This window comes from Vibrio sp. R78045, assembly GCF_042466085.1.
GTDB lineage: Bacteria > Pseudomonadota > Gammaproteobacteria > Enterobacterales > Vibrionaceae > Vibrio > Vibrio cyclitrophicus.
The window spans coordinates 44,417-57,329 of sequence record NZ_JAXHBS010000015.1 but is presented as its reverse complement, the minus strand read 5'-3'; the positions used below and the strand labels follow the sequence as shown (position 1 = coordinate 57,329).

General features: G+C 41.0%; 11 protein-coding genes. 5 read left to right on the top strand and 6 right to left on the bottom strand.

Going from position 1 to position 12,913, the window contains the following annotated elements; translation table 11 throughout:
• Positions 1 to 91: 91 nt before the first annotated feature.
• The 4 genes from SJY39_RS19065 to SJY39_RS19050 form a co-directional block, all read right to left on the bottom strand.
• Entirely contained in the window at positions 92 to 1,393 is a 1,302-nt protein-coding gene (locus SJY39_RS19065) for an aromatic amino acid transporter (protein ID WP_390242585.1), read from the bottom strand.
• A 214-nt stretch (positions 1,394 to 1,607) separates the two neighbouring features.
• Complete coding sequence (locus SJY39_RS19060) at positions 1,608 to 2,246, bottom strand: ParB/RepB/Spo0J family partition protein (RefSeq protein WP_122055526.1); 639 nt, start codon at positions 2,244 to 2,246, stop codon at positions 1,608 to 1,610.
• Complete coding sequence (locus tag SJY39_RS19055) at positions 2,236 to 3,513, bottom strand: DUF3440 domain-containing protein (RefSeq protein WP_019824712.1); 1,278 nt, start codon at positions 3,511 to 3,513, stop codon at positions 2,236 to 2,238. The genes SJY39_RS19060 and SJY39_RS19055 overlap by 11 nt, the downstream gene beginning before the upstream one ends.
• Positions 3,514 to 3,676: 163 nt before the next feature.
• Positions 3,677 to 4,807, bottom strand: coding sequence for a carbohydrate porin (locus tag SJY39_RS19050; protein ID WP_132974790.1), 1,131 nt, complete (start codon positions 4,805 to 4,807; stop codon positions 3,677 to 3,679).
• A 234-nt stretch (positions 4,808 to 5,041) separates the two neighbouring features.
• Between SJY39_RS19050 and SJY39_RS19045 the strand changes: the two genes are divergently transcribed.
• Positions 5,042 to 6,241, top strand: coding sequence for a ParA family protein (locus tag SJY39_RS19045; RefSeq protein ID WP_016768704.1), 1,200 nt, complete (start codon positions 5,042 to 5,044; stop codon positions 6,239 to 6,241).
• Positions 6,241 to 7,314: a ParB family protein gene (locus SJY39_RS19040; protein WP_390242582.1), complete on the top strand. Its 1,074-nt coding sequence runs from the start codon at positions 6,241 to 6,243 to the stop codon at positions 7,312 to 7,314. Before SJY39_RS19045 ends, SJY39_RS19040 begins: the two co-directional genes overlap by 1 nt.
• Before the next feature lie 292 nt (positions 7,315 to 7,606).
• Here the strand turns inward: SJY39_RS19040 and SJY39_RS19035 are convergent, their stop codons facing one another.
• The gene (locus SJY39_RS19035; RefSeq protein WP_390242580.1) at positions 7,607 to 8,233 is read right to left on the bottom strand and encodes a LysE family translocator; all 627 of its coding nucleotides are present in this window, start codon (positions 8,231 to 8,233) and stop codon (positions 7,607 to 7,609) included.
• Positions 8,234 to 8,671: 438 nt separating this feature from the next.
• On the opposite strand from SJY39_RS19035, the gene SJY39_RS19030 reads away from it, so the two are divergent.
• Positions 8,672 to 8,848, top strand: a complete 177-nt coding sequence (locus tag SJY39_RS19030; RefSeq protein ID WP_016768702.1) for a hypothetical protein — start codon at positions 8,672 to 8,674, stop codon at positions 8,846 to 8,848.
• A 152-nt stretch (positions 8,849 to 9,000) separates the two neighbouring features.
• The gene (locus SJY39_RS19025; protein WP_390242577.1) at positions 9,001 to 9,642 is read left to right on the top strand and encodes a transcriptional regulator; all 642 of its coding nucleotides are present in this window, start codon (positions 9,001 to 9,003) and stop codon (positions 9,640 to 9,642) included.
• Positions 9,643 to 9,710: 68 nt separating this feature from the next.
• On the opposite strand, the gene tnaA is transcribed toward SJY39_RS19025, so the two are convergent.
• On the bottom strand, positions 9,711 to 11,126 hold the full coding sequence (gene tnaA, locus SJY39_RS19020; protein WP_372031987.1) for a tryptophanase: 1,416 nt from the start codon (positions 11,124 to 11,126) through the stop codon (positions 9,711 to 9,713).
• A 410-nt stretch (positions 11,127 to 11,536) separates the two neighbouring features.
• Between tnaA and SJY39_RS19015 the strand changes: the two genes are divergently transcribed.
• Positions 11,537 to 12,877: an opine metallophore biosynthesis dehydrogenase gene (locus tag SJY39_RS19015; protein ID WP_390242575.1), complete on the top strand. Its 1,341-nt coding sequence runs from the start codon at positions 11,537 to 11,539 to the stop codon at positions 12,875 to 12,877.
• Positions 12,878 to 12,913: the final 36 nt, after the last annotated feature.

The following is a 12,913-nucleotide window of genomic DNA, read 5'->3' as shown; positions in this document are numbered from 1 at the left end:
TCACTGCTAGGTTGAGGAGCACTAGCCCTAATTTGAAAGTTTTTGGGTGGAAGATTAAGTGACACGGAGTGCCACTTAGGAATGAGTAAGATTATACGCCGTTAAAAACAGGCAGAGCTTCGAACATGACTAATACGTTGATAACAATGATGCCCACACCGTAAATGAATACCCCAATCAACACCAACTCTCCTCCAGGTACTCGATAAGGTTTCGCTTGCTGATGTTGTTCCTCATTATCTTCTTGGGTGTTAGAAATGGCTTTCTGTAACCTAGATTTTCTAGCTAGCAATGCCGGTACGATACACGCCCAAATTGCCGCAGCCGATGCGGCATAACCAATTGCGGCTAGAAAACCGAAAGGAAAGAGAAGAGAGAAAATCAACGGCGGAATAAACGTGACCGCCCAGGTTTTGGTTCTGCCTTTCGAAGTGGCATCAAATTGGAATAAATCGGCTAAAAAATCGAATACCCCCAAGCCAACCCCTATAAAGCTCGACAAAATAGCGGCCGCGGAAAAAGCGCTAATGACATTTGATAACGTCTCTTCTGCTAATACCGCTTTTAGGCTAATGAGTAAGGTGTCTATATTGCCACCTTCGGCAATGATAGGTCCGAAATTTACTCTTGGTAAGTTCCCATAAATACTCATTAACCAAACGGTGTAAGTAAAAAGAGCAATGATCGTTCCGCCCATGATGGCTTTTTGGGCGAGTCTTTCCTCACGGTAGTAATCTCGTAATGTTGAGACGCTATGGTGATACCCAAACGCGGTCAAGGCAATGGGGAAAAAGACCCACACGTATTGTGCATACTCAAACTTCAGATGAGCAGTATCAAGCAAAGTACTGAGATTGACATTAAACCAAAGACCTACGGTGCCAAAGCTAAAGCTAATGATCATAAATAGCATTAAGACAATCGAAATACGGTCGACCATTTTTGTTGAATGCCAAACTAGCCCAGAAAAGATCAAAACGAAAAGGATGGAGGCCAGTTGGGGGGCAATACCAAAATATTCATTCAAAATTAGCCCTGAAGAGGTGATATAGGCATACAGCAAGATCCCCCCGACAAAGTAAATCATTAGGTTATTAAAGAAATTAACCTCTTTACCTAACAAGTCTTTCGTTATGGAAGAGAAAGATGATCGGTAAGGGTAATCTTTTAAAACTTCGAGCAACAAACAGCCACTGGTTGTCATGATAATCATGGTGAAGACCAAAGCCATTAAAGCTCCTATGGTCCAAACTCCAGCCCCAGCGGCTGGGAGCCCAAGCATCCCTGCACCAACGCAAATACATGCGACGATACACGCCCCTCCGATAAGTGAAGGCGTCTTCACGGTCATTGATGGTTTCACATTATCCATAACCTGTTTTGTACTATCCATAAATGGTTACCTTTCATTGGTTCGACATTGCTTTTTATATGACCACTACCCGCTTCGTTATGTTGGGCAGAATTTTAAAATCAAAAAAAGCGCTAGAATCAAGGACTCTAGCGCTTAGCTTTTAGAATAAAATAGTAATTACATACTAAATTAGGCACATAATTAGACATGAACCGAATAACGTTCGTCATCGTTTTCATCTGAAGAAAGGTGATTACTCCCATGATTGAGAGAAGTCCTGATCTTTAAAGGCTGCAGCAAGGCCAGTGACCTGCTGCAATCGTAAAACCTCATCTTGGTCCATCCCTAGTTCGTAACAAATTTTATTATTCGTCCAACCCATTCCTTTAAGCTGAATGATCAGGTCTGCTGTGAGCTCTACTTGATGGGACCCTCGCGCAAGATTATGACGAACAGATGCCGCCATACACTTTTCTTCAGGCAAATTAAGCACCACTGCAGGAATATAACCCTTTAATACTTGTAGCTCAGGGTGATTCAACAATAATTGATAACGATGAAACCCATCGATGACGACGTATTTTTTCAAGGATGTCTTAAGTCGATTAACTAAAATAGGCATGGTTACGCCATTTTTCTCCATCGACGTTTTTAGGAGCTTGCTTTCTGGAGGCGCCATTTTATTTGGGTTGTATTGGTTAGCTTCTATCTCATCAAGTGGGATCATTTCAACATGACAAGCTGGCGGTAAATCAGGAATAAGCTCGATGAGTACTTTGGCCGCTTTATTGTAAATTGCGACCTTATCAATGGCTTGTTTGTTCGTGCTATTGATAGGTTTCAACGGCTTCTTAGTGCGACGCTGATAAGCTAGAGTAGGTTCACTTTCCATTCGTATCACTCTCTTCTCCATAGAGGGCATGGTATTGTTTTGCTAAGGACTTGTTGTACCCAAAAGAGAGTCCTCTGCACCAATAGTCGTTTTTAATCAGAACTTTACAAATCCTTCTCCAACTTGGAACTTGCTTCCTAGATTCCAATTTACTCTCTGCGTAATCAGGGATGCAGGTCACTCCTTTTTGAGGACCGTTTTTTCGCCACCACTGTAAGAACTTGAAAATTCGGTCTCGGTAATGTTTTTCTACATGTGGCGGCATGGTTTTCAGAAGGTATTTACTGTATTGCCGGTAGCTAAGTCCCGGTGGTAATTCAAAGCGATAATAACCAAGGATACGCCCCTGGCTTTTTGAGTATCGAGCACCAAAGTTACACCCTTCTACTCTGGCAACCAATTTTTGCCAGGTATCAGGTTCTAATATTTGATATAGCCACAGACCTTTTCTTTGCTCATCTCCAAAAGGTTGGCAAAGTCGCTGCTGTGAAAGAGGGACGCCGGCCTTATGCATTAAGTCGTAAATACGGTTGTAATCCCAATTGAAGCGCGAGTTCGCGACCCAAATATCTGGAGTCTTCCAATCATAAAGAGGGTAAGCCATGTAGACGTCGCCCTGCATTTGAGTCGTCCAATATTTATCATCAAATTTCTTTTTGGCGCGATTTTTAATAGTTTTAAAACGATGTAAAGACTCATCCGCTCGTATACCAATGAGCACAGCAATTGGTGTGCCTTTCTTTTTTTGGTACCAATGAGCAAATTTAAAGACGAAATCCTCAAATTCCATGCCTTTTTTAAAAAACGGGAGATGCTCCAAATCAGAAATCACGCCTTCATGTTGTGGTATTTCTCTGACCCATTGCGCTTCCTTATCTGGATCCCAACAAAGCCATTTAGGCTGAAATTGTGAAATTGAATTTCTTAAACTAAGCGGTAAGCAAACCCAGTACGGATTTACTTCGCCACGAAGCACCATACGCTCAATAAAAGCATGAGTTTCGTGGTATTGGGCTTCGAAATCTACTATGAGTACATCAACAGGCAGTCGGCCACGTTTTTTTGATTCTTGGATAGTTAAGTTCAAAAGAACACCAGAATCTTTCCCTCCGGAAAACGAGACATAAAAGTGGCTAAAGTTGTCGAGAAGGTACAATATTCTTTGGCGCGCTCCTTCAAGCACATTGTAATCCTGCTGAATCTTGTCTCGAGAGAAGTAACCTTTTCTTCTTCCCTTAGTAATACTATGTACGCCCTTGGTAATCATGGGTTCACGAATGTTATTTAACATTCAAACCAAGGTACGTAGATTTCGTGTTTTTTATAAATTAATTATTGGTAATTAATTTAATTTCTAGGTACAGATTTGAAGCCTCATCGTAAAGAGCCGCTCTCCCGTTATGATTTAGGTAAGAACGGCTTGGCTTACATTAAAAACCGAAGTGAAGGTTGCCTCTTAAACCTATAATCCAACTGTCATCGGCTTTTGAGTTAAACGGTAAAGTGTGAAGATATTGCACATTAGGAGTTAACGAGAGAGCCCCCCAATTCATGCGGTAATAGATTTCTGAATTATAAGAATCATCTAGTTCGGCATTAGGTTTAGCCCAACCTAGAGCGATACCAAGCATTCCAGGCCCTACCCCACTATATCCTGTGCCAAACACGACCGAAGATTTGTATAGAGCCTCAGGTCCTTGCGCGACCCCGGCTCTGAAAAATGGTATCCATGAGCCGGTTTTATATATGGACGACCAATTTGCGCCATAGTTTTCGCTAGCTTTCTCTTTTGGCCCATCACTGTGCCAAACTGTTAGGTGTGAATTCTTCAAATAAAAATCGTCTTTCGACTCCACCCAACCTATTTCTAGGGACTTAAAATATTGATTATCATTGATGAACTGTTCAACACCATCGAAAGGCTTAGTCGAATCAGCTTTTGCATCAGAGAAACTTGCATAAAAATAATAGTTTTCCGACATCATATGGCGTAGAACGCCGCCGAATGTTGATTCATCTGGGATTGGGATGGAACCGGAACCGGTACTAAACTGTAAGTTAGAAAAACCATAGTAAGGGTTACCCAACTGATAAGTATCAACATAATCAGTCGTATCTAAAAAACCAACCATCATATCGGTAGATTGTTTATTAAAGGTTTGTGTCCAATAAAGATTCGTTAACCTTAAACCTATATCACTAAAAGCTGGTTGGATTAAACCAAACCCTCCGACATTACCCATGACAAATTCAGAGGGCGTACTATCTGTATAACCGTGCTTATGATCAACCCTCAGCTGCAAAGCTCCGGTATCACTCTCTTTTTGGTAAGCTAGCCAATTCAATGTAATCCGTGCAATACCAGCTGCCGCACTGCTGTCTTTGTTCGGCAGGCTCTCACTGGACGTTAAACCAAAAACATAATAATCCACAGCTCCCTTTAGAGCTTTATCTTCAGCCGCATTCGTCAATGTTGGCGTGCCAAAGACAAACATTACGGCTCCCAAAAGCGTTAGCCAAAAACGCTTTGTCTTTTTCGTAAATGGTACATTCTCGCTCATATCAATAACTTCCTGTTGTTGTCATGGTAGTTGTACGGCTCGGCTCAACTTTTGTTAGTCAGAAGGTATTAAGAGGGAGTTGAAAAACGAAATCTTGTAATTAATAGGTAATTTAAGCGCTCGGATTTATCCATTTGTCATACTCATTTATTAAAATCACAAATCCCTCATTTTTAGATACCAACATCAAAAATTGAGGTATATACTATTTCTCATTCCTATACGGAGGCAGAAATGGACAACCAACACACTACAACCACATTTCAAGCGCTTAAAACCGGTGCAGACGCTTACATTCAACGTCGTAATCAACGTTTATTGGCTAATCACCGCAAAGAGTTGCGTAACTTTACTCGAGCAGAAGCATCGGCCTATCTTGGCATTGATGCAAAAACGCTTGATCGCTATGTTACCGCTGCGGCGATAGATCCTCGTCGTCATGAAGACTCACAATGGTCGATCGATATCGCGGAAATGTACAAGGTACGTAACTTACTGCCAGAAAATCTACGTAAAGACGCTAAGTTCATACGCAGTGAGCAGCAAAAAACGCAAGTGATGGTTATCCAAAACCAAAAAGGCGGTGTTGGCAAAACCGTTTCTGCCGCGACTATCGCATCAGGTTTGGCGACCGAATTTCATCAAGAATACCGTGTTGGTTTAATAGACATGGATGGCCAAGCCACGCTTTCGATGTATTACGCACCCGAAGCCGAGCAAGAAGGTAACTTGTCTGTTGGTGATCTGATGATGAAAACCTTCGATCTTGATGAAGGTGAAACCGTTGAACAAGTTATCTCTGAAGCCTTTCTTGAAACGACTATCCCAAACTTACGCATTCTACCTGCAGCACAAAGTGACCGTGCGATGGAAGGTTGGTTTCATGAGCAAGTGTTCGGCCAAACCTTAGCTTCACCTTATTCACTATTAAAGGACATCATCGATAGCGTTAAAGACGAGTTCGATATCATCATTATCGACACCCCACCTTCGCTCGGCTATGCGACCTTTAACGCGTATTTTGCCGCGACGAATGTAGTGTTCCCGTTATCGATTACAGAGAATGACATTGATGCTACCTGCTCTTACTTCAGCTACATTCCTCAGGTGTGGGCGCTGTTAGAGAACGCAAACCATGAAGGCTACGACTTCATGAAAATATTACTGACTAACCATCGTGATAGTTCAACCACGACCGAATTAATGAATAATCTGTACGATCAGTTCTCTCCTTACTTGTACTCTAAAGAGTTTAAGCACAGTGAGGCTGTCCGCCAGTCGTCTTCCCTACTCTCGACCGTTTTTGACATGTCGAAAAGTGAATACCCGAAAAGCAAAGCAACCTTCCAAAGCGCGCAACAAAACAGCTATGAAGTAACAAGCCAAATATTGCGCGATATTCTCAACGTTTGGCGTGAACAGGAGAACAAATAATGGCGAAAAAACGTGGCGGCAGCCCTCTAGGCAATGCTCCTGGTTCAGCGCAAGCACAACAGTCCGCGGCCAAAGCTAATTTAGACACACTCACCAATCAACTCAGCACTGAGCTAGAAAAAAGTGGGCAAAACGCCGAAGATTACCTTAGAACAAAGTTCGGTTTAGAGTCCGTTGGCAAAAAAATGGTTTGGCAACTAGCTTCTGGTTCAACTGCAACCTTTAACGAAGTGACATTGTCACATGATCAGGTTAAGCAGAACTCTTTTGTGACCTTTGACGTGAATGGCCGAGACCAATCTTTGCTCACCAAAGAGTCTTTGGAAGATTTGAACTCGTTAGAATTTCAACAGTTTTACCCTGCAGTTGGTAGAGAAATAGATGGCCGTATCGATGTGCTTGATGGGTCTCGCCGTCGAGCTTGGTTCTTACTTCAAGAAGGCCGTGTAAAAACATTCCGAATTCTCGTCACCCAAGACGAACTGTCTACAGCCGATGCCAAAGCACTAGCAAAACAGTTACAAACCGCAAAAGAGCACAACCAGCGCGAAATTGGCTTACAGTGTAAAACTCTAATGAAGAACGGTGAGCTCACTCAAGAAGAGACGGCAAAAATCTTAAATATAAGCCGTCAAGCAGTAGGTCGAGCGCTTAAAGCAGCCAGTATTGACAGTAAATTAATTGCACTATTCCCTGTCGTTAACGACTTATCTCATACTGATTATTCACTGCTAGCTAAAGTGATGAAAGCCTTTATCAATGATAAGAAAGCTTTGAGCAGTTTCATAAAAAAAATAGACAGTAAAGCTGTCAATGCTCAGCCTGAGCAGAGCCAAGAAGACACCAAAGACGAGCTGATTACTTACATTAAAACTGAGTTAAAGGTTGTTGAAGCCAAACAACAATCAGACAAAGCTACCGTGACTTCGTTAGCTGAATTCGAAAGTAAAGGCATGTTCGCACGTAAAAAAGTGAAAGGCCGTAACTTCTCGTATGAATTTGGACGATTGTCCAAGGATGTTCAAGCTGAACTTGATGAAGCAATCCAATCAGTACTAGGTAAACATCAATAACCCTCTCAAAAAGGCTCTATCTCCTCGGAGCCTTTCTCCTTCTCTTATAATCACTAGAATTCCACATAAAAAATAGGATGACTACAAGTAACACGACTAAATCATTAATAACAAAGTCGGCTTGGGGAACTTCATTATTAGACTTAGCATGACTTCATCCTTTATATCCAAAAATTGGCTAAGTGCAGAGTGTTTGACTCGAGGTGAGCTAACGTTCAAATGGTGGTTCAAATCTGGCGCAAAAACCATTAATTTATGGCTAATAAATGAAACCCAAGACCTTGAGTTAATTTCACCCTAAAAACGCCCCCCCCCCTAAAACAATCAATATACCGCCAGCACATCGAATACTATAAGAGAGCCACTTTGGTCTTTTCGTCACCCAAAGTCTTAAACCCGATGTCCCCAAAACACATAAGAAATCTGCACTGCTAAACATTACATTGGTAAAGACTCCCAAAATGAATAGCTGAACTCCTACCGATATTTCCGATTCACGCGCTACAAACTGGGGAAGAAAAGCAAAGTAAAACAAGGCGGCTTTCGGATTAAGAACATCGACAAACACACTATCCCAAAAGATTTTACGAGGGGAGCTTAACAAAGGGTCACCAAGCGCAGACTCAAAATGAACATGAGAGGTTATCTTTTGATAACCAAGATAGATAAGATAAATGCCCCCTATTTTCTGAATGATCTCTTGCAACAAAGGGGAGTTACTAAAAACCGTCGCGAGACCAAATGCGACAAGAATGACATGAAAGTATCCTCCAACATGCAGACCTAACACAGACAGTAACCCAATTTTTTTACCGCTAGAGACCGTCTGGGCGACACTATAAAGCATAGCTGGACCAGGCATAAAAGCGTAAAGAAGAACCACCGTAACAAAAATCAACAACTGATTACTTTCTAGCATTCTTGCCCTCCTTTATTTCCTATCACACTAAAAAAACCATCACCTCGAAGGGCGGCGTTTTTTTTGAGTGATTCCGTCCTAGATAAACAAAGACTTTATAATTTCATAGAAGTAACTAGATGATACCGAAGAGACAAAGGGGTTAGCTCTAAGTTAGCGGTCAAAGATTTGATGTGGTTAGGCACCCCACAGCTCTTCGAAAATCACCTAGCTACCAACGCATAAGCTAATGTTTTTTCTAGAATTTAAAACTAATTTACCTATAAATAATACCCATTCACTCCGCCTGAATTAAATGCCCACCATCAACCAATTAACCACAACAAAGAGAGGGATAAATAGAGTCATTAATAATCATTTTTTATTAAGAATTAGGAATCTATACCTATAAATTGAAAGGATGTGATATGAATAAATTCTCAAAAGGAGTTTGGAGTTATGGACACACTTATATGCCGTTCTTTCCAATCATTTATCGACTTCTGCGACAACGAGATCGTTGAGGGAAAAAATGTTCATTGCACCTTTAAAGCCTGTAAGGACAATGACTGGCGTTGGATGAAGATCTACTTAGAAGACAAAGGAGGTAAAAATCTCACCTTCAGCTTTATATAAAACAGATAGCACTATCTGATAGTGCAAAAAACCTTACACTTCAATTCAAATTTTATTCACAAATTTATTAATAATATTCAAAATATGAGCCATTATATAAAAGCCTAGGGATATAATCTAATCACCCTTCTCTAGGTATATGGAGAAACACTATGTTAAGAGCACAACTGGACAACGTAAAACTGCCTATAGGTAATTGCGTACTGCAAAGAGACGAATCGGGGGCTCAACTCATCCTCAGTAATCAAAAATCATTTTCAATCACTCTACCTGAAAGCTGCATATTAGAAACTCTGATCAAAAAAGAAGAATTTATTTCGACTAAAGAAGAGCTGATCATTGCTGCATGGGGGAACCCGGATATCATCGGCCCTAACTCTTTGCCAGTCGCTATTACCAACCTCAGAAAAGTCTTAGAACTTGATAGTATCAAAATCGTAAATGTTCCAAGAAAAGGTTACAAGATCCACATTCCTGAATTTGAAACTTCGCTAGACCCACCGAAACAGATAAAGTTACCTCGTTCTAGCCAGTTTTCGTGTCCACTCAAAAAAACATCAAACAACTACTTAAGACTCTACCAATGGGCTCTTATTGGCCTATCTTCCACAATCCTCTCTGTAGTAATAATCAGCTATTTCTACTTCTGGCACGAATTTGACATCGTCAACGTCAACGTCAATAACCAATCGAGCCAAATCTGCCTAACTAAAAAGGATGAACTTCAATTCATCTTAGCCTCTCAAAACAACTTAGCTTCTCAGTCCCAGGAAAACTATCACACTAACCCATAACTCTCGTTGCTTTAATTTTTTCAGATAAAAGAGAGGTAGCCCCTTTGCTGTCTGCAAAGGGGCACAACTTAAAGTGCAGGTTCCAATGTAGCGTTAAAGTGTCTCAATACCTTAGGCTCATAAGTAAACTTTAAACCTGCAATTGATGAAGCACGTTTCTTCACTTCTTTAAAAGCAGCAATAATGTAATCAAGGTGAGCCTGTGTATAGGTTGCTCTGGGAATAGCTAAACGAAACAATTCAGCCGGGCAAGGCAGCTGCTTTCCTGTTTCAGGATCACACCCTAGTAATAAAGAACCGATTTCTGCACCTCGAATACCTGCCACCTTATAAAGCTCACAAGACAAAGCGTGTCCAGGAAACTGTTCTGGTGAGATATGAGGTAGTAATGCACCGGCATCAACAAAGGCAGCATGCCCACCCGCTTGCTGGCAACGGACCCCTAACGCTTCTAGGCCGTTCACTAAGTATTCAACTTGCTGCAAGCGTGATGCTAACCAGTCCTCTTCCATTCCATCATAAAGTCCAACAGCCAAGCGCTCCATCGCCCCACCTTCGAGGCCTCCATATGTTGGAAAGCCCTCCAATAACACACATAGTGTTTTGCATTCCAACTGCACATCTAAGAAGCTATCGTCTTTGAAAGCGAGTAGCCCACCAATAGGAACCATGGCATCTTTTTTCGCTGACATGGCAAAGAGATCGGCATATTTAAACGCTTCTCTGGTGATCTCTTGAATGCTCCAATCAGAATAACCAATTTCACGCTGTTTAATAAAGTAAGCATTCTCAGCAAAGCGAGCGCAGTCCATAACAACAGGGATACCATAAGATTCCGCTAATTCATAAACAGCCTTAAGATTAGCAATGGAGACTGGCTGGCCACCTGCAGAGTTGCAAGTAATCGTACTTACAATATAAGGCACGTTTTTAGCTCCAACCTCTTCGATTCCAGCTGCGAGAGCTTTCAAATCAAAGTTACCTTTAAAGTCTGCTTTAATTTTAGTATTAAAAGCTTCAGGTGAAGGAACGTTGATCACTCGACAGTTATTGTGTTGAGTGTGCCCTTGTGTGGTATCAAAAAAGTAGTTTGAAAATGCGGCCATTTTGTCTCGCTCTAGCCCTTTATCTCGCTCACATTTGTTGATCAAAGCGGGGACATATAGCTGCTCAGCTCCCCGTCCTTGGTGTGTAGGGATGGTAAACTTATAACCAAAAATACTTTTTACCGCCTGACTAAGCGTCCTATAGCTTCGACTGCCACTGTACGACTCATCACCTTTCAACATTGCAGATTGCATAGCCTGTGTCACTGCACCTGTACCGCTATCAGTAAGCAAATCGATAAACACATCGTCGCTCTCTAATAAAAAAGGGTTGTACCCTGCTTTCATCAGCGCCTGCTCTCGTTCTCGCTCCGTTGTTCTTTTCACTGGTTCAATAACCCTGATTCGATAAGGCTCCGGCACATAGTGTGAATCCATCGGATGTTCTTTATTATTGCTTATTGCTGACATAGGTATTTCTCCAGACATTTTTATTCTTAATGGGTACTTGGAGAAGGCATAGCTAAAGCTCTCTAGTTCAGTACACTCAATCCTTATTATTGCGGATTAAGGCGCTCTCGCTTTACCTCCTCCAACCTCACAAAAATGAACCAACAAAATGGGTTTGGATATTAATTTCAGCGTAATTTAACTATTAATAAATAAGAAAGATTAAGTGAAAAATGGAACTGGGGAGGCCAAAAGTATGGCGCTTTTCCAAGAAAGGAAATATTGAAATTTACACACACTTTCTCAAAGGGATAGTAAAGCTAAGTCATTAATTTTTATTAATAAGAATAATTAAATAAACAATCTACTCTCGAAGTTTCACTATGGATATTTGTGATATGAGAAAGGAACTAAAAGTACCTTTTCGGTTAAATAGAGATAGCGAGTTTATTATGATTCTAGGCAATACATTAGTTGTGGGTGCAGGACCCGCCGGCATTCAAACCAGTCAGATTCTTGCTCCTTTTAGTCAGAAAATAGCTCTCATAAGCAAAAGCTCTCATCAATGGGAGAATAGAAAAAGACTAATGCGACAACACGGAAACGTTGCTAGCTGTGAAGTAAGTAAGCCACAATTAGCACCACTTGTTGGTCTTATTAGATTTGATGAACTTTATACAGATTTATCTCCCCTGCCCTCTTCATGGGACACGCTAGTCCTAGCGACCCCCGCTCACGCCTATTGTGATGTCCTAGCTTCTTTTTCTGAGCTCTGCTTGAAAAATCTAAAGCAAATTATCCTTATGTCATCCATGATTGGTGGGTGTCTTATCCTAAAAGGGATATTGAAAAAGAAAAAGTTATCTCCCAACATCATTCTTTTTTCTAGCTACTTTGCAACGTCTCATTTTTCATCTAATCCAACAACACAACACCCTCTTACAGTCACGACTAAAACCGTGAAAAAAAGAGTGTATATTTATCTCTCAGAACCCAATGATGTCTTGTTTAATGCTTTAAGGAACGCATTAGAAAAAGTAAATGTTCAAGTCGTTCTCTTTGATAACCCATTTAGTGTAGAAGGCAGAAACGCTGCAGCTTATGTACACCCAGCTTTTCTAATCAATACGTTTTCTTTAGATCATATTCTTTCAAACGAAGATGACACTAAATACATGTATAAGCTCTACCCCGAAGGCCCTATCACCATGGAGTTGATCAAAGAGTTACTGCATCATTGGAAATCAATTTCTCGCCTACTAGAACATTACTCAGCGGAACCAATCAACTTACTTCAATTGCTCAATGACGAAAATCTCCCCGTACTTGAGGCAACGATTCCAAAAGATAAAATAGACTCTTTCAATGAACTCAATGAAATAGAGCAAGAGTACCTACTCTATGTTCGATATAGCACAATACTGATAGACCCAAACCCTTTTTCAGAATCCAACACAAAAAAAAGCACTTTTGAGGTTTCTGCTAAGCCTTATCTCAAGGGAAAAGTTAGAAAAGGACGACTACAACTACCTAGAACACCATTGGAAGATTTGCAGACACTTTATTGGCTTAATCATTTAGTTCAACAATCTAGCCTTATTTCTTCTATCAGCTTTCAATCAATAGAAGTATTTGAATCTTGGGTAAAAGAAAGAAACCTGCCCACGACATTAATCCAAGCCCTAAAACAACGCGCTTCTGAATACTACGTTCATGCGACACCTTCTATCAGCCAATAAATTATCCTTAATTACTATAAGCCTAGGAGGAGTTTG